This window comes from Pseudomonas sp. BR20 (genome assembly GCF_050780135.1).
GTDB lineage: Bacteria > Pseudomonadota > Gammaproteobacteria > Pseudomonadales > Pseudomonadaceae > Aquipseudomonas.
The window spans coordinates 1,466,545-1,492,087 of the sequence record NZ_CP172012.1; the positions used below are offsets into that span (position 1 = coordinate 1,466,545).

At 61.4% G+C, this 25,543-nt stretch carries 25 protein-coding genes; 13 read left to right on the forward strand and 12 right to left on the reverse strand.

Going from position 1 to position 25,543, the window contains the following annotated elements; genetic code table 11:
• The first annotated feature begins 7 nt into the window (after positions 1-7).
• Both ACHPFG_RS06535 and ACHPFG_RS06540 read left to right on the forward strand, forming a co-directional pair.
• Positions 8-421, forward strand: coding sequence for an NUDIX hydrolase (locus tag ACHPFG_RS06535; RefSeq protein ID WP_145335158.1), 414 nt, complete (start codon positions 8-10; stop codon positions 419-421).
• Between the two features lie 5 nt (positions 422-426).
• Complete coding sequence (locus ACHPFG_RS06540; protein ID WP_431701884.1) at positions 427-933, forward strand: N-acetyltransferase family protein; 507 nt, start codon at positions 427-429, stop codon at positions 931-933.
• A 17-nt stretch (positions 934-950) separates the two neighbouring features.
• Here the strand turns inward: ACHPFG_RS06540 and metR are convergent, their stop codons facing one another.
• Positions 951-1,868 (reverse strand): transcriptional regulator MetR, encoded by a 918-nt coding sequence (metR, locus tag ACHPFG_RS06545; protein ID WP_431701885.1) that lies wholly within the window; start codon positions 1,866-1,868, stop codon positions 951-953.
• A 182-nt stretch (positions 1,869-2,050) separates the two neighbouring features.
• Here metR and ACHPFG_RS06550 point away from each other — a divergent pair, with 182 nt between their 5' ends.
• The 5 genes from ACHPFG_RS06550 to ACHPFG_RS06570 all read left to right on the forward strand — a co-directional run bounded on the left by ACHPFG_RS06550 (position 2,051) and on the right by ACHPFG_RS06570 (position 5,600).
• Complete coding sequence (locus tag ACHPFG_RS06550) at positions 2,051-3,070, forward strand: alpha/beta fold hydrolase (RefSeq protein WP_431701886.1); 1,020 nt, start codon at positions 2,051-2,053, stop codon at positions 3,068-3,070.
• 55 nt (positions 3,071-3,125) lie between these two features.
• Positions 3,126-3,785, forward strand: a complete 660-nt coding sequence (locus tag ACHPFG_RS06555) for a DsbA family oxidoreductase (RefSeq protein WP_259242206.1) — start codon at positions 3,126-3,128, stop codon at positions 3,783-3,785.
• Positions 3,786-3,901: 116 nt separating this feature from the next.
• The gene (locus ACHPFG_RS06560; protein ID WP_431701887.1) at positions 3,902-4,822 is read left to right on the forward strand and encodes an arginase; all 921 of its coding nucleotides are present in this window, start codon (positions 3,902-3,904) and stop codon (positions 4,820-4,822) included.
• Positions 4,819-5,199, forward strand: coding sequence for a transporter (locus ACHPFG_RS06565; protein WP_131697393.1), 381 nt, complete (start codon positions 4,819-4,821; stop codon positions 5,197-5,199). Before ACHPFG_RS06560 ends, ACHPFG_RS06565 begins: the two co-directional genes overlap by 4 nt.
• Complete coding sequence (locus ACHPFG_RS06570) at positions 5,196-5,600, forward strand: EamA family transporter (protein ID WP_131697392.1); 405 nt, start codon at positions 5,196-5,198, stop codon at positions 5,598-5,600. Before ACHPFG_RS06565 ends, ACHPFG_RS06570 begins: the two co-directional genes overlap by 4 nt.
• 116 nt (positions 5,601-5,716) lie before the next feature.
• Here the strand turns inward: ACHPFG_RS06570 and ACHPFG_RS06575 are convergent, their stop codons facing one another.
• Positions 5,717-6,487 carry a MipA/OmpV family protein gene (locus tag ACHPFG_RS06575; protein WP_431701888.1) on the reverse strand — a complete coding sequence of 257 codons (771 nt, stop codon included), beginning with the start codon at positions 6,485-6,487 and terminating at the stop codon, positions 5,717-5,719.
• A gap of 215 nt (positions 6,488-6,702) precedes the next feature.
• Between ACHPFG_RS06575 and ACHPFG_RS06580 the strand changes: the two genes are divergently transcribed.
• Genes ACHPFG_RS06580 through ACHPFG_RS06605 form a run of 6 tightly spaced genes read left to right on the forward strand, consistent with a single transcriptional unit; the run spans position 6,703 to position 14,059 of the window.
• Complete coding sequence (locus tag ACHPFG_RS06580) at positions 6,703-7,404, forward strand: MtnX-like HAD-IB family phosphatase (RefSeq protein ID WP_131697390.1); 702 nt, start codon at positions 6,703-6,705, stop codon at positions 7,402-7,404.
• Positions 7,397-8,791, forward strand: a complete 1,395-nt coding sequence (locus tag ACHPFG_RS06585) for an aspartate aminotransferase family protein (protein WP_053133503.1) — start codon at positions 7,397-7,399, stop codon at positions 8,789-8,791. Before ACHPFG_RS06580 ends, ACHPFG_RS06585 begins: the two co-directional genes overlap by 8 nt.
• Positions 8,788-9,747 carry an alpha/beta hydrolase gene (locus ACHPFG_RS06590; RefSeq protein ID WP_431701889.1) on the forward strand — a complete coding sequence of 320 codons (960 nt, stop codon included), beginning with the start codon at positions 8,788-8,790 and terminating at the stop codon, positions 9,745-9,747. The genes ACHPFG_RS06585 and ACHPFG_RS06590 overlap by 4 nt, the downstream gene beginning before the upstream one ends.
• A 31-nt stretch (positions 9,748-9,778) precedes the next feature.
• Positions 9,779-10,903: a GNAT family N-acetyltransferase gene (locus ACHPFG_RS06595; RefSeq protein WP_131697387.1), complete on the forward strand. Its 1,125-nt coding sequence runs from the start codon at positions 9,779-9,781 to the stop codon at positions 10,901-10,903.
• Positions 10,903-12,672, forward strand: coding sequence for an ATP-binding protein (locus ACHPFG_RS06600; RefSeq protein ID WP_431701890.1), 1,770 nt, complete (start codon positions 10,903-10,905; stop codon positions 12,670-12,672). The genes ACHPFG_RS06595 and ACHPFG_RS06600 overlap by 1 nt, the downstream gene beginning before the upstream one ends.
• Entirely contained in the window at positions 12,662-14,059 is a 1,398-nt protein-coding gene (locus ACHPFG_RS06605; RefSeq protein WP_431701891.1) for a sigma-54-dependent transcriptional regulator, read from the forward strand. The genes ACHPFG_RS06600 and ACHPFG_RS06605 overlap by 11 nt, the downstream gene beginning before the upstream one ends.
• A 63-nt stretch (positions 14,060-14,122) precedes the next feature.
• Here ACHPFG_RS06605 and ACHPFG_RS06610 read toward each other — a convergent pair whose 3' ends face one another.
• The 10 genes from ACHPFG_RS06610 to glpK all read right to left on the reverse strand — a co-directional run bounded on the left by ACHPFG_RS06610 (position 14,123) and on the right by glpK (position 25,517).
• Positions 14,123-14,461 (reverse strand): GlpM family protein, encoded by a 339-nt coding sequence (locus ACHPFG_RS06610; protein ID WP_431701892.1) that lies wholly within the window; start codon positions 14,459-14,461, stop codon positions 14,123-14,125.
• Positions 14,461-15,798, reverse strand: coding sequence for a sigma-54-dependent transcriptional regulator (locus ACHPFG_RS06615; RefSeq protein ID WP_131697383.1), 1,338 nt, complete (start codon positions 15,796-15,798; stop codon positions 14,461-14,463). The genes ACHPFG_RS06610 and ACHPFG_RS06615 overlap by 1 nt, the downstream gene beginning before the upstream one ends.
• Positions 15,795-17,696, reverse strand: a complete 1,902-nt coding sequence (locus ACHPFG_RS06620) for a sensor histidine kinase (RefSeq protein ID WP_131697382.1) — start codon at positions 17,694-17,696, stop codon at positions 15,795-15,797. The genes ACHPFG_RS06615 and ACHPFG_RS06620 overlap by 4 nt, the downstream gene beginning before the upstream one ends.
• 107 nt (positions 17,697-17,803) lie before the next feature.
• Positions 17,804-18,538 (reverse strand): amino acid ABC transporter ATP-binding protein, encoded by a 735-nt coding sequence (locus ACHPFG_RS06625; protein ID WP_131697381.1) that lies wholly within the window; start codon positions 18,536-18,538, stop codon positions 17,804-17,806.
• Complete coding sequence (locus tag ACHPFG_RS06630) at positions 18,535-19,206, reverse strand: amino acid ABC transporter permease (protein ID WP_027604601.1); 672 nt, start codon at positions 19,204-19,206, stop codon at positions 18,535-18,537. The genes ACHPFG_RS06625 and ACHPFG_RS06630 overlap by 4 nt, the downstream gene beginning before the upstream one ends.
• Positions 19,206-19,952: an amino acid ABC transporter permease gene (locus ACHPFG_RS06635; protein WP_024073702.1), complete on the reverse strand. Its 747-nt coding sequence runs from the start codon at positions 19,950-19,952 to the stop codon at positions 19,206-19,208. Before ACHPFG_RS06635 ends, ACHPFG_RS06630 begins: the two co-directional genes overlap by 1 nt.
• Before the next feature lie 194 nt (positions 19,953-20,146).
• Positions 20,147-21,073, reverse strand: a complete 927-nt coding sequence (locus ACHPFG_RS06640; protein WP_090408822.1) for a glutamate/aspartate ABC transporter substrate-binding protein — start codon at positions 21,071-21,073, stop codon at positions 20,147-20,149.
• Between the two features lie 313 nt (positions 21,074-21,386).
• Positions 21,387-22,925, reverse strand: a complete 1,539-nt coding sequence (gene glpD / locus ACHPFG_RS06645; RefSeq protein ID WP_145335140.1) for a glycerol-3-phosphate dehydrogenase — start codon at positions 22,923-22,925, stop codon at positions 21,387-21,389.
• 235 nt (positions 22,926-23,160) lie between these two features.
• Positions 23,161-23,916, reverse strand: a complete 756-nt coding sequence (locus tag ACHPFG_RS06650; protein WP_027604598.1) for a DeoR/GlpR family transcriptional regulator — start codon at positions 23,914-23,916, stop codon at positions 23,161-23,163.
• Between the two features lie 95 nt (positions 23,917-24,011).
• The gene (glpK, locus tag ACHPFG_RS06655; RefSeq protein ID WP_145335138.1) at positions 24,012-25,517 is read right to left on the reverse strand and encodes a glycerol kinase GlpK; all 1,506 of its coding nucleotides are present in this window, start codon (positions 25,515-25,517) and stop codon (positions 24,012-24,014) included.
• Positions 25,518-25,543: the final 26 nt, after the last annotated feature.

Below are 25,543 nucleotides of genomic sequence, written 5' to 3' on the forward strand. Positions count from 1 at the left end.
TCAGTTCATGCCTAGCACTATCCGTATCGCCGCTGCCCTGCTGATCGGCAGCGATGGCCACACCCTGCTGGTACGCAAGCGCGGCACCCAGGCCTTTATGCAACCCGGTGGCAAGATCGACGCCGGTGAGCAGCCCGCCGAGGCCCTGGCCCGCGAGCTGTACGAAGAGCTGAACCTGCGCATCAAGCCCGGTGACGCGGTCTACCTCGGTCACTTCTCGGCCCCCGCAGCCAACGAACCGGGATTCACCGTGGACGCTGAATTGTTCCAGGTGCAGATCGATGGTCCGGTCAGCCCGGCCGCTGAAATCGAAGAGGTGCGCTGGATCGACCCTGCCGGTGATGGTGGCCTGGTTCTGGCGCCCTTGACCCGTGACCTGATCCTGCCGTTTTACCGTGCGTCACTGACCACGCCGGCCTGACGCGAATGAGCGTCCGTGCGCTGGGGACCAACGATGCCGAAGCTTATCGGGCGTTGATGCTGGAAGCTTACGGCGCCTATCCCCAGGCGTTCACTTCCAGTGTGGCCGAGCGTGCAGCCATGCCGTTGAGCTGGTGGGAAAAGCGCCTGGAGAGTCCGCTGGATCGTTTGCTCGGCGCGTACGTCGACGGGGAACTGGCCGGCATCGTCGGCCTGGCCTTCGAGCCTCGCGAGAAGGCGCGGCACAAGGTGACTCTGTTCGGCATGTACGTGAACGCGGCTTACCAGCACAAAGGCTTGGGTCGGCGCTTGGTCGAGGCCGCGCTGGATGAAGCGCGCCGACATCCGCGTCTGAAAGTGATCCAGCTGACCGTCACTGCCGGCAACGATGCAGCGTTTGCACTGTACCGACGCTGCGGGTTTATCCAGTACGGCCTGGAACCGTTGGCGGTGCGGGTGGGCGTGGACTACTTCGACAAAATCTACATGTGGCGCGAACTCACGGCTCACTGAGTTCCAGATGTGTTGTTTCAGCGTACCGCGCTCACGCCATCCAGCGTTGAAAACGACGTGTCCTTGGCCGTCAGCAAAAAGTCGCGCATGTACGGCGCATCCAGCATGTCCGCACGAATCCCCGCGTACAACGTCGCAAACAGCCCTTTCTCGCCCAAACGCTTGGCCTTCACGTAGCCGCGCGAGCTGTATTCATGCAGCGCCCAATGGGGCATGCCGCACACGCCGCGGCCGCTGGCGACCAGTTGCATCATCATCACCGTGAGTTCCGAGGTGCGCACCTGGGCCGGTTCCACATCGGCCGGTTCCAGGAAGCGGGTGAAGATGTCCAGGCGATCGCGCTCCACCGGGTAGGTGATCAGGGTTTCGTTCAGCAGGTCTTCGGGCACGATGTACGCCTTGTTCGCCAGCGCGTGCTGGTTGGCCACGGCGAGCATGGCTTCGTAGGTGAACAGCGGCACATAGGTGATGCCCGGCAGCTCCAGCGGGTCGGAGGTCACCACCAGGTCCAGGTCGCCACGGGCCAAGGCCGGCAGCGGGGCGAACGCAAAGCCCGACGCCAGGTCCAGCTCGACTTCCGGCCAGGCATCGCGGAATTGGTCGATGGTCGGCATCAGCCACTGGAAACAACTGTGGCACTCGATCGCCATGTGCAAGCGCCCGGCGGTGCCACCGGCCAAACGCGCGATGTCGCGTTCGGCGCCGCGCAGCAGGGGCAGGGTGGCGTCGGCCAATTGCAGCAGGCGCAGACCGGCGCTGGTGAAGCGCACGGGTTTGGTCTTGCGCACGAACAGCGGCATGCCCAGGCGTTCTTCCAGCTCCTTGAACTGGTGGGACAGCGCCGACTGCGTCAGGTGCAGGCGCTCGGCGGCCTCCACCAGGCTGTCGGCTTCGCGCAAGGCGTGCAGGGTCTTGAGGTGGCGGATCTCGAGCACGGGCTCTCCATGAAGACAATTTGTGACGAAGCGGAATAGCGTGAGTTTGTCTCATGTTGCAGCGCGTGTCGACCAGGGCCGCCGGGCACTCTTCATCAAACTGTCATGGAACTGTGGCAGCGCGCTTGAACAAACTTCATCAGACTCGCGCTCTACTGGGGTTCTGCGTTTCGGTGTTTTTCATGCGCGTGTTGCTTTTACTGGCCGCTCTACTGTTCGGCCTGCCGTCTTTTGCGGCTTCTCGATGTGATGTCAATGTCCCGACCCAAACGGTCGACCTGGCTCAGGTGAGCATTGCTTACCAGAGTATCGGCCGTGCGTCCGACCCTGCCTTGCTGCTGGTGATGGGGTTGGGCGGGCAACTGATCCACTGGCCCGACGAAGTCGTCGTCGCCCTGTGCCAGCAGGGTTTCCGAGTGATCCGCTATGACAACCGCGATGTCGGCCTGTCGACCTGGCGCCAGGCGCCGGTAAACGCCAACCTGACCTTTGAGGTACTGCGCTACAAGCTCGGACTGCCGGTGGCGGCACCTTACACTCTGACGGATATGGCCGATGACGCCCTGGGCTTGATGGACGCCTTGCAGGTTCAGCAATTCCACGTACTGGGCGCGAGCATGGGCGGCATGATCGCCCAGCACCTGGCGGCGATGGCGCCGCAGCGCGTGGAAAGCCTGACCCTGATCATGACCAGCTCCGGTGCCGAAGGCTTGCCGGCACCGAATGCGGCGCTGGTGCAGTTGTTGTCGCGACGCAGTGCGCCGAATCGTGAAGTGGCGCTGGAGCAGCAGGCCGATTTGCTCGCGGCGCTGGGCAGCCCGAACGTGAAGGATGATCGCCAGGCGTTGCTGCACCAGGCGGCGCTGTCTTACGACCGCGCCTTCAACCCGGAAGGCGTGAAGCGCCAGATCATGGCGATCCTCGCCGAACCGAGCCGCGTGCCGTTGCTCAACCAACTGCGTGTACCGACGCTGGTGGTCCACGGCACCGCCGATCCGTTGCTGCCGGTGATGCACGGCGTGCACCTGGCGGCGCATATCCAGGGCAGCCAGTTGAAGTTGATTCCTGGCATGGCCCATCGTTTCCAGGAAGCGTTCAAGGCGCCGCTGCTGACAGCGGTGTTGCCGTACCTGCAGGCTCATCGCGAAGATGCCGCACATTGGGCGCAGATCGATCCGGTCGCGCCTTCGAAGCTGCTGTGACATTGGTGTATCGTGCACCCTTTACGGCGTATTGAAGCCTGCGAGGTTGCCTACCATGAGTACTCCCCTGAAAATCGATTTCGTCAGCGACGTGTCCTGCCCCTGGTGCATCATCGGCCTGCGCGGCCTGACCGAAGCCCTCGACCAGCTCGGTGCCGAGGTGCAGGCCGAGATCCATTTCCAGCCGTTCGAACTGAACCCGAACATGCCCGCCATCGGTCAGAACATCGTCGAACACATCACCGAGAAGTACGGCTCCAGCGCCGAAGAATCCCAGGCCAACCGTGCGCGCATCCGTGACATGGGCGCCGAGCTCGGTTTTGCCTTTCGCACCGATGGCCAAAGCCGCATCTACAACACCTTCGACGCGCATCGCCTGTTGCATTGGGCCGGGCTCGAAGGCTTGCAGTACAACCTCAAGGAAGCGTTGTTCAAAGCCTACTTCACCGATGGCCAGGACCCTTCCGATCACGCCACCCTGGCGATCATCGCTGAAAGCGTCGGCCTGGATATAAAGCGCGCCGCCGAGATTCTCGCCTCCGATGAATACGCCGCTGAAGTCCGCGAGCAAGAGCAGTTGTGGACTTCCCGTGGGGTGACGTCGGTGCCGACCATCGTGTTCAACGACCAGTACGCCGTCAGCGGTGGCCAGCCGGCGGAAGCCTTTGTCGGCGCGATTCGCCAGATCATCAGCGAAGCCAAAAACCAAGCCTGACTGAGATCCAATGTGGGAGGGGGCAAGCCCCTCCCACATTTATTTCTCACTGACCTTGAGGTAAGCGCTGGCCCGCCCCTTGCATTGACCCCCTAAAGCCATAGGGGAACATGACCTTGAACATTCTTGACCTCGACCACAGCCTCACCGGTCAGGCACCGATTGCCCGACGTTTGGCCAGTGGCCGTGCCACGCGTATCGACCTGCTGGACCTGGGCCCGAAGCTGCGCCTGTGGTCTACCGAAAAAACCTGGAAGCGCTTCGCCGAACGCCTGGCCCAGCGGCCCCGGCCTACGGATGCGCGCCCGGAAATTCTGTTCGTCGGCTCCGGCGATTATCACCACCTGACCCCGGCGTTCCTGGCCGACCTGAAAGAACCCATCAGCCTGATCCACTTCGACAACCACCCCGACTGGGTACGCTTTGCGCCCAAGCGCCACTGTGGCTCGTGGGTCAACCGCGCGCTGAACATGCCGGCGATCAAGCGCATCGTCACCCTCGGCCCGTGCAGCGATGACCTGCATAACCCGCAGTTGCGTGGCGGTAACCTCGCCGCCCTCAAGCGTGGGCAGTTGCAGTTGTTTCCCTGGCAGCACCCACCGTCGAAAGTCTGGGGCCGGGTCGGCGATGGCGCCGGCCACCAGCAACGGGAAAACCACCTGCACTGGCGCAACCTGGCCGAGTTGGACTGGGCGGCGTTTCTCGAACAGATGATCAGCAGCCTGCCCACCGTAGCGATCTGGATCACCCTCGACAAAGACGTGCTCGCCAGCGAAGACGCCGCCACCAACTGGGACCAGGGCGGCATGCGCCTGACCCACCTGCTGCAAGCCCTGCGGGCGCTGGCAGCGCGTAAGCGCATCATCGGCATCGACGTGTGCGGCGAGTTCGCCACGCCGGCCTTCAGCAATGCGTTCAAGCGTTGGGAAGCCAAGTCCGACCAGCCGCCACCGGAGCGCTGGAGCCCGGAGGATTTGCAGCGCAACGCCGCCACCAATGAAGCCCTGATCGACCTGTTTGAGGAGCTGTTCCCGTGACCCTGACCGTGGTGTTGCTGGTGGCCTTTTCCATCGTGCTCGATGTGATCGGCCAATTGTGTTTCAAGCTCGGCCTGGACCGTTTGCCGGAGCTGGAGGGCAACTTTCGCCTGAATGCGTTCTGGGGCCAGGTATTCAATGCGCCGCTGCTGTGGGCGGGGATCGGTGCTTATGTGATTGAGTTTTTCGTGTGGCTCGAAGCGCTGTCTCGTGCGCCGTTAAGCCTGTTGTTCCCGGCCGCGGCGCTGGCCTATTGCGGCGTGGTGCTGGCGGGCAAGGTGGTACTGGGCGAAGTCGTCAGCCGCCGCCGTTGGCTGGGCACGCTGGTGATTACCTTGGGTGTGATGCTGGTAGCGATTGCAGGGAGTCAGGCATGAGTACGCAAACGATCCATACCGGTTGGTTACATGGGCGCCTGGGCACGGTGGTGCTATGGGCCTTGCTGATCTGCACCGAGAGTGCCGGGCAGCTGTTTACCAAGGTTGCCGGCGACCAGTTGGGGCAGATGGATTTCAACTGGCAGTGGTTGTCCGAGGTGGCGCGCAATCCGGGGATCCTGGCGGCGATTGCCTGCTATATCGGCGCGTTTTTCGTGTGGATGCTGATCCTGCGGCGCAGCAGCCTGTCCCTGGCGTTTCCCCTGAGTTCGCTGGTGTTTGTGGTGGTGTTGCTGGGTTCGTGGCTGGGGCTGGGGGAACATATCAGCCCGCTGCATTGGGCGGGGGTGGCGGTGATTATTGGCGGTATAGCGCTGCTGGCCGAAGGCGAAGAAAACTGAAATACGCACCCATGTGGGAGGGGGCTTGCTCCCGATAGCGGTAGATCAGTCCCGTATGCATTGGCTGACCCTGCGCTATCGGGAGCACGCCCCCTCCCACATGTTGTCCGAAGTGATCAATCGAACGTGTAGCTGATCGCCGTCTGCACCTGGCCCTGGTTCACGTCGCCGGTTTCCTTGACGATGCTGCTGTTGGCCGCCGAACCCACCAGGTGCACCCAACTGGCGCTGGTCAGCAGTGACCAGTTGGGCGCCAGCGGGAACTGGAAACTCTGGCTCAGCGTGATGTTCTGGAAACCACCGCTGGCGTTATAGGCCTTGAAACCTGTGGCTGCCGCCTCGTTATCGTCTACCCCGAAAAACGTCTGGGTCTGGCGCGCATCGGCAAAGTGCGCCACCAGGCCGCTGCTGCCGATAATCCCACCGCCCAGCGGGTAGCCCAGTTCGCCGCCTACCTTGCCGAGCGCGCCGCTTTGCGAATGACCGCCTCCAACCGCCTGGCCCAGTTGGGCATAGACCCGCCAGAAGTCGGCCGGTGCGTATTGGATGAAACCGCCGATCTCGGCCATGTCCGACACATTGCGCAGCCCCTGCAGCGAGCCATTGGAGGTGCGCCCCTGCAGGTAATTGATGTAAGGGCCGGCGCTGAAGCCTTGGGTGTTCAGCGCGCTCCAGGTCAGACCGTCATCGGTGCCCAGGCTGACGTTGCCCCAGTCCAGGTCGAGATAGGGCACCGGCCGAGTTTCATAGCGGCTGCCGGTGGGGTCGTGGGGCTGGTAGCTGATGCCAGCACCGACGTCACCGCTGATGCTATTCGCCAATGCGGTGTTGGAGACACTCCACAGTCCGAGTAAACCGGCGAATGCCGCGCATGTGATCCTCAACATGGTCACAGTTCCTTGATTGAATACGCCCGCATGAACGCGCAAACCGCCGCGCCTGCGCAAGCACTCATCTTGTTTGTAGCAAGCTACAAAAATTGTAGCTCCTGCGACACATATCCCCGCGCGCGCCCAGCCCCGCCGGGCTTCAGCCAGTTGGCACACTCCCTGCTCTACCCCTTGGGCAAGCGCACACAGCGCGCTCCTCAAGGTAAACGCAGATGATCCACTGGCATATCGTGTGTGACTTCGACGGGACCATTACCCCCACCGATGTCATCGACAACGTCCTCCAACGCTTCGCCGGCCCCGAGTGGGAAACCATCGAACAGGAATGGCTGGATGGGCATATCGGTTCCCGCGAATGCCTGAGCCGCCAACTGGCGCTGATCAAGGCGACCCCAAGCGAACTGCTGGCGTACTTCGACAGTGTCGAGATCGACCCGGACTTCCCGGATTTCGTCGATCACGTCATGGGCCTGGGTGCGTCCATCGAAGTGGTCAGCGACGGCATCGAGCAAGGTATCGCGCGGATCCTGTCGCGCAACTACGTGACCTTGCTGCCGATCCTCGCCAACCGCCTGCGCCAGGTCGACCAGAACAGCTGGCGCATCGACTTCCCGTACGCCAGCGACGCCTGCCGCGCGGCGTCCGGCAACTGCAAGTGCAAATCCACCCCGCGCAACAAGCGCGTGCTGGTGATCGGCGACGGCAAGTCGGACATGTGCGTGGCCTCCACCGCCGACTTCGTGTTCGCCAAAGGCAGCCTCGCCCTGTACTGCGAAGCCAACAACATTCCTTACGCGCGCTTCGACACCTTCGCCGAAGTGCCTGCATTGCTGGCCCGACTGCCTCAGGGCATCGCCGCCAACGCCACCCCTTTTTCTGCTGCCGACAACCAGGAACTCTTCCATCATGTCTGATATCCGTATCGCCACCGCCGAAGACCAGATCCTTCTGGATAAAGAAGCCAAGTACTGCTCCTACGGCGACACCGTCCACTACATCGAGCCACCGCGTATTTTCAGCCGTTGCGAAGGCTCCTACGTGTGGGACACCGAAGACCAGGCCTACCTCGACCTGCAAATGTGGTACTCGGCGGTCAACTTCGGCTACGCCAACCCGCGCCTGAACAACGCGCTGAAACAGCAGATCGACACCCTGCCGCAAATCGCCAGCCAGTACCTGCACAAAGGCAAAATCGAGCTGTCGGAAATGATCGCGGTGGACGCCAAGAAGAAATTCGGCCTCGACGGTCGCGTGCACTTCAACGTCGGCGGCTCGCAGTCGATCGAAGACTCCCTGAAGGTGGTGCGTAACGCCACCAACGGCAAAAGCCTGATGTTCGCCTTCGAAGGCGGCTACCACGGCCGTACCCTCGGCGCCTCGTCGATCACGTCCAGCTACCGTTACCGTCGTCGCTACGGTCACTTCGGCGAGCGTGCCCAGTTCATCCCGTTCCCGTACCACTTCCGCGGCCCCAAAGGTATGACCAAGGAAGAGTACGGCAGCCACTGCGTGCAGCAATTTGCCCGCTTGTTCGAGACCGAATACAACGGCGTGTGGGACCCGAAAGTCGGCCAGAGTGAATACGCCGCGTTCTACGTCGAGCCGATCCAGGGCACCGGTGGCTACGTGATCCCGCCGATGAACTTCTACCGCGAGCTCAAGCATGTGCTGGACCAGCACGGCATCCTGATGGTGTCCGACGAAATCCAGATGGGCTTCTACCGCACCGGCAAACTCTGGTCGATCGAGCACTTCGACGTACAACCGGATGTGATCGTGTTCGGCAAGGCGCTGACCAACGGCCTCAACCCATTGGGCGGCATCTGGGCCCGTGAAGAGTTGATCAACCCGAAGATCTTCCCGCCAGGTTCGACCCACTCCACCTTCGCCTCCAACCCATTGGGCACGGCGGTGGGCCTGGAGATGTTCAAGATGACCAACGAAGTCGACTACGGCGCGATGGTCATGGCCAAAGGCAAATTCTTCCTCGAAGGCCTGCAGGACCTGCAGAAGCGTTTCCCGATCATCGGCGACGTCGACGGCCTGGGCCTGGCCCTGCGCTGCGAAATCTGCGGCCCGGACGGCTTCACGCCAGACAAGGCGACCCTGGACTACATGGTCGAAGAAGGCATGAAAGGCGACATGGTGGTGGATGGGCGCAAACTCGGCCTGATCCTCGACGTGGGCGGCTACTACAAAAACGTGATCACCCTGGCACCGTCCCTGGAAATCAGCTACCCGGAAATCGAGCTGGGCCTGAAGCTGCTCGAACAACTGCTGGTACGGGCGACCAAACGGTGAACGCAACTGGGATCGACCTCGGTGAAGGTAGTGCCGGTTTCGTTCTCGGTGAAGGTCCGGTCGGGATCCTGTTGATCCACGGCCTGACCGGCACCCCGACGGAATTGCGCCAGGTCGCCAAGGGCCTGGCCAAGGCGGGTAACTGCACGGTGTACGTGCCCACCCTGGCCGGGCATTGCGGCGATAACAGCGACCTGCAGGCCACCGGCTGGCGCGACTGGTACGAAGGCGTGCGCAAGACCTTCGTACAGGTCAGGCAACGCCACGAACAGGTGTTTGTCGGTGGCTTGTCCATGGGCGCGGTGATGTCGATGTACGTGGCCGCCGAGCACCCAGGGCAAGTCGCCGGGCTCCTGATGTATTCCACCACCCTCAAGTACGACGGTTGGAGCATCAACAAACTGGCGTTCCTCACGCCGTTGCTGATGAAGATTCCGTTCGGCGTGCACGTCTGTCGCTTCGAAGAGAAGCCGCCCTACGGCATCAAGAACGAACGCTTGCGGGCAATCGTCGAGCGGCAGATGAAGGAAGGGGAGAGCAGCGAAGCCGGTTTGTTGACCATGGAAGGCATCACGGTGCGCGAGTTGCACCGCATGAACGCCGTGGTCAGGAAACGCATGCCCAAGGTCAAGGTGCCGGCACTGGTGTTGCACTCCATCGAGGACGACATCACCAGTCGCTGGAACGCCGATTACGTGGAGCGTCACCTGGGTGGCCCGGTGACCAAGATCCTGCTGGACAACTGCTACCACATGATCACCGTCGACCTGCAATACCGGCGGGTGATCGAGTTGAGTGCCGACTTTGTCGAGCAGCACACGGGCGTCAACCCAATACAGGTCGATGTGGGAGCTGTCGAGCTTCAGCGAGGCTGCGCTGCAGGCGCCTCGGTCTTTCAGGTACACCGAGGTGATGCCATCGCAGCCTCGCCGGGGCTCGACAGCTCCCACATTTGATCGGCGTTCACCACAGAAATAAGGGATACCTGTGATCACCACCCAAGCCTTCCCGACCATCCGGGCCCTCCAGCGTAGCGCCTGGAACGACTGTTTTCCCGGTGCGCTGGAAGACTGGGACTATTACGTCGCCGTGGAAAACGCCGCCATCGATGACTTCCAATGGCGCTACCTGGCGGTCTACGACGATGGAACGCTGGTGGCCGTGGCCACTGCGTTCATCACCCATTATCGGCTCGATACCACGGTGTCGGGCGCCGGTAAGCGTTTGGCCGAACGTGTGGAGCGGCTGTGGCCGGGTGTTTTGCAATTGGGCCTGTATGCCATTGGTTCCCCTGTGGCCGAGCGTTGCGACGCCGGGGTTGCCAGTGGCGTGCCCGAGTCGCGTCGACCGTTGTTGCTTAAACACTTGCTGGACGCCGCGCGCCAGGATGCCGATGATTTCGGTATCGGCCTGGTGGCGGTCAAGGATGCACCCAGCCAGGACCCGCATTGGCTCGACAGTTGCCGGGCGGTGGGTTTTCAAAGCATGCCGAGCTTGCCCACCGGGGTGTTGCCGCTGCCGTACGGCTCGGTGGACGCCTACCTCGGCTCGCTGGGCAAATCCACCCGCAAGGACCTGCGCCGCAAGCTGCGTGCACCTGGACCACGGGTGGAATGGCGAGGCAATATCGATGATGTGCTGCCCGAGGTCATGCGCCTGTACGAGGCCACGCTGAAGCGGGCCGAGTTGCAGTTCGAACGCCTGCCTGCCGGCTATTTCACCGGCGTGCTCGAACGCCTTGGCGATCGCGCCGTCTGTGTTCTTTACTGGGTCGACGAGCAGTTAGTGGCGTTCAACCTGATCCTGGTGGACGAGCACCGACTGGTGGACAAGTTTTTCGGGCATGACGTTGCGTTCTCCCGTGACTACAACCTGTACTTCCGCAGCTGGCTGACCAACGTCGACTACTGTATTCAACACAATATTGCGGTGTATGAGTGCGGTCAGGCCGGGTATGCCAGTAAGCTGCGCCTGGGCTGCGAGTTCCAGGGTAACAGTGTGTTTTTCCGCCACCGCAACCGGCTGGTCAACGGCCTGCTCAAGCTTGTAAAACTGTTTATTCGACCGGATCGTTCCGACCCTGCCATGGCTGCTGCGATAAGCGAAACCTGATGATCACCAAGACCCGCCAGAAAGCCCGCCCCTTTGCCATTTCGCGCTGGAGCGTCCAGCGCAAGCTGGTGCTGGCGTTCTGGTTGGTCAGCGTGATTCCCACCATGATCGCGGCGGAGCTGGCGGCGACCACGCTGTCGCAGATTTTCGACAGCAACGTGCGTATCTGGCTGCAGGAGTCGACCAAGATCGTCAAGGATGAGATCGGCGACATCCTTCACGACAACGCGCGCATGGCCAAGTTGTTCCTGCGCTACACCAGCCCCCCCTCAAGCAAGCAGGCTGCCAAGCATGACCGGCTGACCGCGGACATCGCCGATGCCACTGACATCGACGTGGTGGCGCTGATTCGCACCAGCGATCAAAAGGTGGTGTTCAGCACCGCCTCCGATGACATCGTCAAACAGATCAGCCTGACCAGCAACGCGGTGCTGCAGACCGTGCAAGTGGGGGGGGTGAGCACGGGGATTGTGGTCTCGACCTTCGAAACCAGCCAGGACGGCGTCGACTACCGCTTGCTGGTGGCGACCTACCTGGACAGCAGCTTCCTCACCAGCGTGGCCGATGTGCATTCCCTCGACCTGCGCTTGTACCTGGCCAACCCCGAGGGGTTCTCGGAGATATTTTCGACCCAGCGCTTTGTGGATCACCCTTCGCGCATCCCGAAAAGTGTCGAGACCGCGATGCGTAGCACCAAGCAGCCCAGCGAGCAGTTCACCAACAGCTACAGTGGGTTGTACTGGCCGATCTTCAATGACGCCGGTGACCTGCAAGGCGTGATTTTCAGCGGCCTGCTGCGCCATACCAGCCTGGTGGGGCTGGTGAACCAGAGCAACCTGTTCGTGCTGATTTTTCTGCTCAGTTCGGCATTGTCCCTGGCGGCCGGTGTGCTGGTGTCGCGGCGCCTGACCAAGCCGTTGCGGGACTTGTCCGAAGGCGTGAGCGCGGTGATCTCAGGCAACTACGCGCACCGCGTGCTGGTCAGTGGTGGTGACGAACTGGCGCAATTGAGCAGCACCTTCAACCATATGACCGAGCGCCTGGGCGAGCTGCACCACCTCGAAGCCCAACTGCGCCGGCGTGATCGCCTGCATGCCCTGGGTGAAGTTGCCATGGGCCTGGCCCACGAGATCCGTAACCCGTTGGGCATCATCAAGACGGCGACCCAGTTGTTGCACCGCCGCGCAGACCTGCCGGACGCCGACAAGCGTCACCTGGAATATGTGATCAGCGAAGTCAGCCGCATCAACGACTTGATCACAGAGTTCCTCGACTTTGCCAAACCCAACCCACCGTTGCGCGTGCTGCAACCGGCCCGCCCGTTGGTGGAGGAGATCCTTGGCTTCTGTGCGCCTGAACTGGCCAGCCATAACATCGACGCGCAGATCGATGACCAGGCGCCAGGAGCGACGATCTACGCCGATGCCAAGCAACTCAAGCAGGCGTGCCTCAACCTGATTCTCAACGCTATCGATGCCATGCCCGAAGGCGGGCGGCTGACCCTGGGCATTCGCAACGTGGGCGACAACACCGTCATCACCATCGCCGACACCGGCCAGGGCATTGCGCCGGAGATGATCGAGCGCATCTTTACGCCCTTCGTCACCACCAAGGCCTCGGGCACGGGCCTGGGCCTGGCCAAGGTCTATTCGATCATGGAAAGTCACGACGGCAGCATCGAATGCGCCAGCGAAAACGATGCCGGTGCCACCTTCAGCCTGTACATTCCAGCGATAGGCGAAGACGACGAGGACAGTCATGACGCATAACATTCTGGTAGTCGACGACGAACCCAAGCTCTGCGACCTGTTGGCGTCGGCCCTGGGCCAGAACAACGTGCAGGTGTTCATTGCGGGCAACGGCCTGCATGCGCTCAAGGTGCTGGAACAGGAAGACATCGACCTGGTGATCAGTGACTGGCGCATGCCGGGCATGGACGGGCCGGCCTTGTTGGCCGAGATCAAGGTGCGTTACCCCCAGGTGCCGGTGATCGTGATGACCGCCTACAGCACGGTGAAAAACGCCGTGCAGTCGATGCGCAACGGTGCCTACGACTACATCGCCAAGCCGTTCGATATCGACGAGCTGGACATCACCGTGGCCAAGGCCCTGCAGTTTCGCGACATCATGCGCGACAACGTCCGCCTGCGCGCCGAGCTGGATGAGCAGACGCAGTTCGACAGCCTGGTCGGCGACAGCCCGGCGTTTCGCAAAGTGCTGCAGGCGGTGGATTCGGTGCGCGACAGCAGCACCACCATTCTGCTGACCGGCGAAAGCGGCACCGGCAAGGAAATGGTCGCCCGCGCCATCCATAAGCACGGCAGCCGTGCCGACAAACCGTTCGTGGCGGTCAACTGCGCGGCGATCCCCGAAGGGCTGCTGGAAAGCGAAATGTTCGGCCATCGCAAGGGCGCGTTTACCGGCGCCGTGTCTGACCGGGTAGGGCGTTTCCAGCAGGCCGACAAGGGCACGCTGTTTCTTGATGAAGTGGGCGATATGCCCCTGGCGCTGCAAGCCAAGATCCTGAGGGCCTTGCAGGAGCGGGTGATCGAGCCGGTGGGCGACCCGCGCGAGCGCAAGGTGGATGTACGGGTGATCGCCGCCACCAACAAGAACCTGCTGGAGGCGGTGGCCAATAAAGAGTTTCGCGAAGACCTGTATTACCGCCTCAACGTCTTCCCGATCCCGCTGCCGGCCCTGCGTGAGCGTGTGGAGGACATCGCGCCCCTGGCCCGTCACTTTGCCCAGACCCTCAGCGCCACGGCCGGCAAGCGTATCACCGGTTTCAGCCCTGAGGCGTTGCAGGCCATGGCCGCGTATCACTGGCCGGGCAATATTCGTGAGCTGCAAAACTGTGTGGAGCGCGCGACCATCGTGGCCGCCACGCCTGTGATCGAAGACATTGATTTACCGGGGTATCTGTTTGCTTCCAAACCCAGCGAAGGCGGCGTGACCGCGATCCTCAGCGACGGGCCGGGCATTCCCCGGGACCTGGATGCGGCGCTGGCGGAGGTGGAAAAGGCTTATATCCTGGCCGCCTTGCAGGAGAGCAACGGCGTGCAGGCTGCTGCGGCGGCGAAGATCGGGATTTCTGAGCGCAGTTTCTGGTATCGCCTGAAGAAGCTTGGGATCCAGGTCGACAAGATAGTTCGCTGACACGCCTCGATTAAAAATGTGGGAGGGGGCAAGCCCCCTCCCACATGTTTTGGCCGAATCGGGTCAGGTATGGATGCGTACCCAGATACTCACCAGGATCGTCGCGGCCATCAGCCACGCTACCGCCGCTACGGCTAAAGAGGCCTCCAGCCGCATCCGATCCACCATCACATACAACGTCGCCAAATACACAGCGTACGGAATGATCGACCACATCCCGAACACGATGGTGGTCTTCAAATCGTCCACCGAACGGCCCTTGCCGACGATGTAGTGGGCGATCAACGCAAAGGTCGGAAACAGCGGCACCAGCCCTGCGATGTAATAGTTTTTGGTCTTGGCCAGTGCCGCCAGGATCAACACCACCGCCGCGCCAAGGGCGGCTTTCAAAAAAAGATCCATCAGTGGCTCAACCCGTATTTCTTGACCTTGTCGAACAGGGTGGTCTTGGCCATGCCCAGTTCCTGACTGGCCTGGGTCAGGTTGCCGCCGCTGCGTTGCAGGGCATCGCTGAGCAGGTTGCGTTCAAAGGCTTCGACCGCCTCGGTAAAGGCCAGGCCTTGGCTGCCGCTGCTGCTGCCACTTTTCTTGAAGGCGGGCAAGCCGAGGGCGAAGCGTTCGGCGACGTTGCGCAGTTCGCGTACGTTGCCGGGCCAGTCGTGGCTCATCAGGCTGGACAGGGTCTGGTTGTCCAGTTCCGGCGCGGTGCGGTCAAAACGCAGCGACGACTGCTGCAGGAAGTGTTCGAACAGTTGCAGGATGTCCTCGCGGCGCTCGCGCAGGGGCGGCAGTTCCAAGGTCACCACGTTGAGGCGGTAGTACAGGTCGCTGCGGAACTGGCTGGCGCGGCTCAGTTCGTCGAGGTCGGACTTGGTGGCGGCGATTACCCGGCAATCCACGGCCACGCTCTGGTTCGAGCCCAGGCGTTCCAGGGTGCGCTCCTGCAACACCCGCAGCAATTTGATCTGCAGGTTGATCGGCATGCTTTCCACTTCATCGAGGAACAGCGTGCCTTCGTGGGCGTGCTCGATCTTGCCGATACGGCGCTTGCCGGCGCCGGTAAAGGCGTTGGCTTCGTGGCCGAAAATCTCGCTTTCGAACAGGTTCTCGGGCAGGCCGCCGCAGTTGAGGGCGACGAACTGGTGATCGTGGCGGCGGCTGAAGTCATGCAGGCAACGCGCGACCAGTTCCTTGCCGGTGCCGGTCTCGCCTTCGATCAGCACGTTGGCCGAGGTGTCGGCCACGTTGGCGATCAGCTCACGCAGGTTCTGCATGGCCGGCGAGCGACCGATGATGCGGCCTTCCAACGAATCCCGTTCAGCCAACTGGCGGCGCAGCGACCAGACTTCCCGCGCCAGCCCGCGTTGTTCCAGGGCGCGACGTGCGACATCGACCAGGCGTTCGGGGGAGAAGGGCTTTTCCATAAAATCGTAAGCGCCATTGCGCATGGCGCCGACGGCCATGGAAATATCGCCATGCCCGGTGATCAGCACCACGGGCAGGCTTTTATCCAGGGTCTTGAGACGGGTGAGCAGCTCCAGGCCGTCGATGCCCGGCAGGCGAATATCGCTGATCACAATGCCGGCGAAGTTCTCGCCGATACGTTTCAATGCCTCCTCGGCACTGCCCACGCCCACGCTTGGGATATCTTCCAGCGCCAGGGCTTGCTGGCAGCCGAGCAGCACATGGGGATCGTCTTCGACGATCAGCACGGTGAGGTCTTGAGGATCAATATTCATGTCGACTCAGCTTGTTGAGCGCCCACCAGCGGCAGGCTCAGGACAAAGGCAGTTCCACCACCGGCCGGGTGTTCCACGGCGAGGCTGCCGCCGGTGGCCGCCGCGAGGCTGGCGGAGAGGGTCAGGCCCAGGCCCAGGCCTTGCTCGCCGGGCTTGGTGGTGAAGAACGGTTCGAATAAATGCTTGCGGACCTCGGCGTCGATGCCGTGGCCGTTATCGCGCACCAGCAGGCGGTATTTGCCCTCGGCGACGCTGCCTTCCAGCCACAACTCGGGAGCCGGTTGTGCCTGCATGGCATCGAGGGCGTTGCCGATCAGGTTGACCAGGATCTGTTCCAGGCGTGTCTGGTCGATCTGCAATTGGGCCGGGATAAAGTCGCGGTGCAGGGTCAGCGGCAGGCTGTCCAGGCGTGGGCCGAGGACCTGGAACGCGGCGTCCACGGCCTTGGCCAGGCTGGCTTCGCCCTGGTCATCGCCGCGTCGGGCAAAGGAGCGCAGGCTGGCGGTGATGCGGCCCATGCGGTCGATCAGTTCGTTGATGGTCTTGAGGTTGGCGCTGGCAGTGTCCAGCGCACCGCGTTCGAGGAAGCGCACAGTGTTGCCGGACAAGGTGCGCAGCGCGGCCAGCGGCTGGTTCAGTTCATGGGCAATGCTGGTGGACATCTGGCCGATGGCTGCCAGTTTGCCGGCCTGTACCAGTTCATCCTGGGCGCGGCGCAGGGTTTCTTCGGCCTGGCGCCGTTCGCGGATCTGGCCCTTGAGTCGTTCGTTGCTGGCGCGCAGGTCGGCGGTGCGTTCGGCAATCCGTCGCTCCAGCTGGCTGTTGGCTTCCTGCAAGGCTTCGCGCGCAGCGAGGCGGGTGGCAATGACTTTGCGTCGCTCGTTCCAGGCAATCAGCAAAAACGCGACGAGGCCAAACGCGACAGCCACCAGGATGCCCTGGTTGATCGCCGCGCGGCGCAGGTCGTTGAGCGGGGTGAGCAGGGTGAAATTCCACGGTGTGTCATTGAGTGGACGGGTTTGCGCCAGGTAGCTGACTTCGTGCTCGTCGTTGACCACTTCGGTGTTGGCCGGGAAGGTCAACTTTTCGCTGCGTTCATTCAAGCGCTCGCGGGCCAGGGGTTCCAGCTCGTTCAGCGTGGCCCAGTAATATTGCAGACTGTGAGCCAGGCGTTCCTTGATCTCATCGCTCAGCGGGCGTACCGCCTTGAGGCGACGGGCGGGATCGCTGGAGAGAATGATGATGCCGTTCTCGTCGCTTACAAAGGCTTCGAGGCGCGCACGTTGCCAGCGTTCCTCCAGGGCTTCCAGGCGCACTTTGACCACCGCCACGCCGATGATCTTGCCGTGCTCTTCCAGGCCGTGGGCCAGGTAGTAACCGGGTTCGCCGTTGGTGCTGCCGATGCCGTAGAAACGCCCGGGCTGGCCGCGCACGGCATTCTGGAAATAGGCGCGAAAGGACAGGTCTTCACCCTGGTAACTGTCGGCATCGCGCCAATTACTGGTGGCCAGCACACGTCCGGTGGTGTCCATCACGTAGATCGCCCGACTGCGACTGCGTCGGTTCAGGCCTTCGAGGTAGTCGTTGACCGCTTTGCGGGTTTCCTGGTTAGGCTCGGCCAGCAGCTTGGAGACGCTGGTCTCCAGCTCCAGCAGGCTGGGCAGGTAGGTGTATTTGCTGATTTCGCTTTCGACGGTGCGGGCGTGCAGCTCCAGCTGGCGTTCGCCATTGTCGCTGAGCGTACGGATGCCGTAGTACTCACTGATCCAGAAGCCGATATAACCCAGGCCGATCATCAGGGCGATGATCAACGGCGGCAGGAACAGTTGGCGAATCAGGCGAGGTTTCACGGCAAGTGATGGCGGTGCGGCGCGAAATTGGTTGGGGTCGCATTTCATCACAGATGCCTTGGGTCAACCAGAGCTGCCAGCCTGTACGGTCCAATGTGGAAGGGGCTGCCCCTTCCCACATTGGCCCGGTTTCTACAGTAGGCGCTATGGAGTGCTTAGTGCTGCAGGATTTTCTCAAGGAAGTGCTGCGCGCGTTCGGAGCGGGCGCTGACGTCGCCGAAGAATTCCTCTTTCGGGCAGTCTTCGATGATCTGGCCTTTGTCCATGAAGATCACGCGATCGGCCACTTTGCGGGCAAAGCCCATTTCGTGGGTCACGCACATCATGGTCATGCCTTCCTGGGCCAGTTGCACCATCACGTCCAGCACTTCGTTGACCATTTCCGGGTCCAGCGCCGAGGTCGGTTCGTCGAACAGCATGACGATCGGGTCCATGGCCAGTGCACGCGCAATGGCCACGCGTTGTTGCTGACCTCCCGAGAGTTGGCCGGGGTGCTTGTGGGCGTGTTCCGACAGGCCCACGCGCTCAAGCAGTTGCAGGCCTTTCTTGGTGGCTTCTTCCTTGCTGCGGCCGAGCACCTTGATCTGCGCGATGGTCAGGTTTTCGGTGATGGTCAGGTGCGGGAACAGCTCGAAGTGCTGGAACACCATGCCCACGCGCGAGCGCAGTTGCGGCAGGTTGGTCTTCGGATCGGCGATGGACGTGCCGTCGACGATCACGTCGCCTTTCTGGAACGGTTCCAGCGCGTTGACGCACTTGATCAGGGTGGACTTGCCCGAACCCGATGGCCCGCACACCACGATCACTTCGCCTTTTTTAACCTCGGTGCTGCAATCGGTCAGCACCTGGAAGTCGCCATACCACTTGTTGATGTTCTTGATAGAGATCATACGGCAAACCTTTTTTGCAGACGCTTGACCAGCAGCGAGGCGGAAAAGCTGATGATGAAGTAGACGACACCGGCGAAGATCAGGAACTCATTGGAGCGCCCGATGATGTCGCCGTTGGAGCGGGCGGAGTTGAGGAAGTCCACCAGACCCACGGTGTAGACCAGCGAGGTGTCCTGGAACAGGATGATCGACTGTTGCAGCAGCAACGGGGTCATCTTGCGGAACGCCTGGGGCAGGATGATCAGGCGCATGGTCTGGCCATAGGTCATGCCCATCGCTTGTGCGGCGGCCATCTGGCCCTTGGGGATCGACTGCACGCCGGCCCGCACGATCTCACAGAAGTACGCGGCTTCGAACATCATGAACGCCACGACGCAGGAGGTGAACGCGCCGATCGGTGTGTCTTCGCCTGTGATCCAGCGCAGCACGAACGGCACCGCCAGGTAGAACCAGGTGATCACCAGCAGCAGCGGGATCGAGCGGAAGTAGTTCACATAGGCGCCGGCCACCCGGGACAGCAGTTTGCTTGACGACAGGCGCATCAGTGCGAGGATCGTACCCAGCGCGATACCGCCGATCACGCCCATGACCATCAGCTTCAAGGTCATGACCATGCCGTTCCACAGGCCTGGGATGGCGGGGATGATGCCGCTGAAATCGAGTTCCATTATTTACCCCCCACGGAGATCAGGCCGGGCACGGCGACTTTCTTCTCGACCACGCGCATCAGCAGCATCAGGCTCATGTTCAGGGTGAAGTAGATCAGCGTGGCCAGGGTGAAGGCTTCAAACAGGTTGGCCGAGAACTCGGCGGTCTGTTTGGTTTGCGCCAGCAGTTCCATCAGGCCGATCAAGGACGCCACGGAGGAGTTCTTGAAGACGTTGAGGAATTCCGAGGTAAGCGGTGGAATGATGATCCGGTAAGCCTGGGGCAGCAGCACGTTCCAGTAGATCTGCGGCAGCTTGAAGCCCATGGCACGTGCAGCGGCCTCTTGGCCGCGTGGCAGCGCCTGGATACCGGTGCGCACTTGCTCGCACACACGGGCCGCGGTGAACAGGCCCAGGCACACGACAACGCTCAGGTAGGCCGAGGTGGTGGGGTTCAGGTCCTGCTTGTACCAGTCCTGCAGGTTCTGCGGCAGCAGGTCGGGTATCAGGAAGTACCAGATGAACAGCTGCACCAGCAGCGGCACGTTACGAAACAGTTCCACGTAGCAGGTCGCGATGCCTGATACGAGGCGGTTTGGCACAGTGCGCATGACCCCAAGAATGGAGCCCAGCAGCAAGGCGATAATCCATGCCACGACAGCGATGGCGATGGTCCAGCCCAAACCGGCGATGTACCAGTCGAGATAAGTCTCGCTGCCCACGCCGGTGGACTTGAAGAACACGCCCCAGTCCCAGTTGTAATTCATTAGGGTCTCCCCTCGAGATCGATCGATGTACAAGCACCCGCTTGGGGAAAGTCCATTCCCGCCTGACGATGAACGCCAGGCACACACGATCGGCTCGAAAACCGCCAGGTCGAGTGTTCCAAAGTATAGCCAGCAGGTAGTAACAGACGCCTGAGGGAGGGTTGGCTCCCTCAGGCGATAAGGTTAGTCAGAAATCAGATTTTTACGTCAGGCGCCGGCTTGTCAGTCGGGTTCTTGATCAGTTCCTTAACCTTGTCGCTCATTGGGAAGTTCAGGTTCAGGTTTTTGGGTGGGATCGGGCTTTCGAACCACTTGGCGTAGATCTTGTTGATTTCGCCGGACTTGTACAGGCCCGCGATGGCGTCATCTACCGCTTTCTTGAAGGCAGGGTCTTCTTTGCGAACCATGCACGCGTAGGCTTCGAAGGACTGTGGAGTACCGGTGATGACCCAGTCATCCGGCTTCTTGGCCTTGGCTTCTTCACCGGCCAGCAGGGCGTCGTCCATCATGAAGGCTACGGCACGGCCGCTTTCCAGCATCTGGAAGGACTCGCCGTGGTCTTTGGCGGAGATGACGTTCATGCCCATCTGCTTGTCAGCGTTCATCGCCTTGATGATGCGCTCGGACGTGGTGCCGGCGGTGGTGACGACGTTCTTGCCTTTCAGGTCGGCGAAGTCGGCGTAGCTAGGCTTGCCTTCCTTGTCTTTCTTGACCAGCAGGCGGGTGCCGATTTCGAAGATGTTGGTGGTGAAGGCGACTTGCTGAGCGCGTTCGGCGTTGTTGGTGGTGGAACCGCACTCAATGTCGACGGTGCCGTTCTGAACCAGCGGAATACGGGTCTGTGAGGTGACCAGGTTGTACTTGGCCTGCAGATCGGGTTTGTTCAGGTCTTTTTTCAGGGCTTCAACGATGGCCAACTGAATGTCGTGAGAGTAGCCCACAGGTTTGCCCGAACCATCCGCAATGTAGGAAAACGGAATGGAGCTGTCGCGGTGCCCGAGGGTGATGGTGCCGGAGTCGTTGATTTTCTTCAGCGTGCCGGTGAGTTCGGCGGCAAAAACTGGAGTGCTGATCAGAGCAGCAGCGATAGCTGCGCCCAGGATATGGGGAACGATGCGCATCAATACTTCCTCGACATTTGTTTTTTTTATGAAGCCAGCTAACGGCTCTCTTGTACAGCGAATGCCCGTGACGGCTCCTAAGGCGTTTCAGGCAATCGTCAAAGAGTGTAGAGCATGAGTCGTGCCAGACCCGGATCAAAAGGTTAACCGTATGATTTATATGAAAATTTAATTTGTGTGGCAGCGTATGTGTAACTGTTTGATCCGGCAAACCGAATAGGCTTACCTGTGGCGTTCGGAAAACCGAATGCCAAGGCCGGCATAAAAAAGCCCCTGGGCCTTACGGCGCAGGGGCTTTTGTACGACGGGCCTGTCAGGCCGCTTCGATCTTGCTGCGGTTCTGCTCAACCTTGGACAGGTAGCGCTGCAGGTTGTCCTGTTCCTGCGGGGTGGTGAACAGGCCGAGTTTGGTGCGGCGCCACAGCACGTCCTGGGGCTGGGTTACCCATTCCTCGGCACACAGGTAATCGACCTCGCGGGTGTACAGGCCGCCACCCAGATGCTCGCCCAGGTCAGCCAGCGATTGCACGCCTTCCAGCAGGCGCCAGGTGCGGCTGCCATAGGTGGTGGACCAACGGCGCGCGATCTCGCTCGGCACCCAGTCGAATTTGCTGCGAATGGCCTCGGCCAGGGCTTCTGGCGTGGTCATGTCCTCGCCGCCGGGCAGGCTGGCGGTGGCGGTCCAGCTTGGACGCATCTGGGTGAAGTATGGGGCCAGTTGCGCCATCGCCGATTCGGCGAGCTTGCGATAGGTGGTCAGTTTGCCGCCGAACACCGACAGGATCGGCGCCTCGCCCACGCCACCGGACAGCGACAGGGTGTAGTCGCGGGTGATGGCCGACGGGTTGTCCGACTCGTCGTTGCACAGCGGGCGTACGCCGGAATAAGTGTGGACGATGTCGTCGCGGCTCAGCTGTTTCTTGAAGTGCGCGTTAACCACCTTGAGCATGTAGTCGGTTTCACCTTCGGTGATCGCCACTTTCGCCGGGTCGCCGGTGTATTCGCGGTCGGTGGTGCCGATGATGGTCAGGTGGTTCAGGTACGGAATAGTGAAGACGATACGCTGGTCTTCGTTCTGCAGGATGTGTGCGTGGGCGCCTTCATACAGCTTCGGCACGATCAGGTGGCTGCCCTGGATCAGGCGGATGCCGTAGGGCGAGTCCAGCTTCAGGTCGTCCCTGATGAACTTGGCGACCCACGGGCCGGCGGCGTTCACCAGCGCGCGGGCGCGGATCGAGAACAGGCTGCCATCGGCGCGTTCCATGTTCATGTCCCACATGCCATTGCTGCGATGGGCGCTGATGCAGCGGGTCTGGGTGTGGATATGCGCACCCTTTTCACGGGCAGCCATGGCGTTGAGTACCACCAGGCGCGCGTCGTCGACCCAGCAGTCGGAGTATTCGAAGCCTTTGGTGATTTCGCTTTTCAGCGGGCTGTCGGGACCGAACTTGAGGCTCTTGGAGCCAGCAAGTTTCTCGCGCTTGCCCAGGTGGTCATACAGGAACAGGCCGGCACGGATCATCCACGCTGGGCGCAGGTGTGGGCGGTGTGGCAGGACAAAGCGCATCTGCTTGACGATGTGCGGGGCCTTGGCCAGCAGTACTTCACGTTCGGCCAGGGCTTCGCGTACCAGGCGGAATTCGTAATGTTCGAGGTAGCGCAGGCCGCCGTGGATCAGCTTGCTGCTGGCGGAGGAGGTGTGGCTGGCCAGGTCGTCCTTTTCGCAAAGGAATACCGACAAACCGCGACCGGCTGCGTCTGCTGCAATGCCGACGCCATTGATCCCGCCACCGATTACGGCAACGTCATAGACTTCGGCAAGCGGTGGAGCAGGCAAGGTAGAAGGGTTCATCGGCTGGCCTCGCGATCTTTTTCATATTGGAATTCGAACATTAATGTTCATTTCCGAAAATGGTAGCTGATAAACGTGGCCACAGCCAGCCGACTTCGATTGAAAAAACTCATCGAAGGGCGGGAAAAGGAAAATTTGTGAACATAAGCCTGGGCAAGGCTCGAGAAAAAAGCGCTGGATAAACCGCCATCGGGGGCAAGTCGAATCGTCGCCCCCGATGGCGTCAGTGCAGGCGCTATACGACTTCCAGACGAACCTTGTGCTGATTCAACAACTGCACCAAGGCGGGCACCGGCTCCTGATCCGTCACCAGGCAGTCCACCAGGCTGATCGGCCCGAGTCGAATCATGGCATTGCGCCCGAATTTGCTCGAGTCCGCCGCCAGGATCACCTGGCGCGCATTGGCGATGATCGCCTGGGAAACCCGGACTTCCTGGTAGTCGAAGTCCAGCAGGCTGCCGTCCTCGTCGATACCGCTGATACCCACCAACGCGAAGTCGACCTTGAACTGGTTGATGAAGTCGACACTGGCCTGGCCCACCACGCCGCCGTCACGGCGCACATTGCCGCCGGTCAGCAACACATCGAAGTCGTCCTTGGCGCTGAGCATGGTGGCGACGTTGAGGTTGTTGGTGATGATTTTCAGGTGGTTGTGGTTGAGCAGCGCACGGGCGATGGATTCGGTGGTGGTGCCGATATTGATGAACAGCGAGGCGTGATCGGGGATTTGTGCCGCGATGGCTTCGCCGATGCGTTGTTTCTCATCGCGCATCTGGTCGGCACGCATGGCGTATGCGGTGTTCTCGACACTGGAGTCATAGGCCGCGCCGCCGTGGTAGCGGCGCAGCAGATTGGCGTCCGCCAGCTGGTTGATGTCGCGGCGGATGGTTTGCGGGGTGACAACGAATAGCTGCGCCATTTCCTCGATACTCACGTAGCCGCGTTCGCGGACCAGTTCGAGGATTTGCTGCTGGCGGGGAGGCAGATTCATGGGGCGTCCTTTGGGCTGCCATACAAAAGTGGCCCATGATGACGCAGGAATGTGCTCCCTGCCAGTTACAACCCAATATGGGTCCAGCGCGTGGCTTATTCGGCGCCTTCGTGCGGTTCCCAGTCACGGGTGCGGCTCACCGCTTTTTGCCAGCCGGCGTAGAGTTTCTCTTTGGCGGTTTCTTCCAGTTGCGGTTCGAATTCGCGCTCGATCACGGCCTTGCCGCGCAACTCGTCCAGGCTGCTCCAGAAGCCACAGGCCAGGCCTGCCAGGTAAGCGGCGCCGAGTGCCGTGGTTTCACGCATTTGCGGACGTTCGACCTGGGTACCGAGGATATCGGCCTGGAACTGCATCAGGAAGTTGTTGGCCACCGCGCCGCCGTCTACGCGCAGGGCCTTGAGGCGTTCGCCCGAGTCCTGTTGCATGGCGTCGAGTACGTCGCGGGTCTGGTAGGCAATCGACTCCAAAGCGGCACGAATAATGTGATCCACGCGTACGCCGCGGGTCAGGCCAAACAGTGCGCCACGGGCATACGGGTCCCAGTACGGGGCGCCCAGACCGGTGAAGGCCGGCACCAGGTACACGCCGTTGCTGTCCTTGACCTTGCCGGCGAAGTATTCGGTGTCGGTGGCATCGGCGATGATTTTCAGCTCGTCACGCAGCCATTGCACGGTGGAGCCACCGTTGAACACCGCGCCTTCCAGCGCATACGCCACTTCGCCACGCGGGCCACAGGCGATGGTGGTGAGCATGCCGTGCTTGGATTTCACCGCTTTATCACCGGTGTTCATCAGCAGGAAGCAGCCGGTGCCGTAGGTGTTCTTGGCCTGGCCGGCCTCCACGCACATCTGGCCGAACAGCGCCGCTTGCTGGTCACCGGCGATACCGCCGATGGCGATGCCGCTTTTGGTGCGGCCGTAGATCTCGGAGGAAGACTTCACTTCCGGCAGCATTTCCCGCGGAACGTCGAGGATCTCCAGCATCTTCGCATCCCACTCCAGGGTGTGGATGTTGAAGAGCATGGTGCGCGAGGCGTTGGTGTAGTCGGTGACGTGGGTCTTGCCGCCGGTAAATTTCCAGATCAGCCAGCTGTCGATGGTGCCGAACAGCAACTCGCCGTTGCGCGCGCGCTCGCGGCTGCCTTCGACGTTATCGAGGATCCACTTGAGCTTGGTGCCGGAGAAGTACGGGTCGGTGACCAGGCCGGTGGTGTCGTTGATGTATTGTTCGTGGCCGTCGCGCTTGAGCTGCTGGCAGATCTCGGTGCTGCGGCGGCACTGCCAGACGATGGCGTTGTAGATCGGACGGCCGGTGACCTTGTCCCATACCACGGTGGTTTCACGCTGGTTGGTGATACCGATGGCGGCGACTTGGTCATGGTGCAGGCCGGCTTGTGCCAGGGCTTCTACCATCACCGCGCTCTGGGTGGCGAAGATTTCCATCGGGTCATGTTCGACCCAACCAGCCTGTGGGTAGTGCTGCGTGAATTCACGCTGGGCGGTGCAGACCACGTTGGCGTCACGATCGAAGATGATCGCCCGGGAACTGGTGGTGCCTTGGTCAAGGGCAATGATGTAGTTCTTATTCTGAAGGTCGGTCATATTGATTGCCTTGCACGGAAATAAGG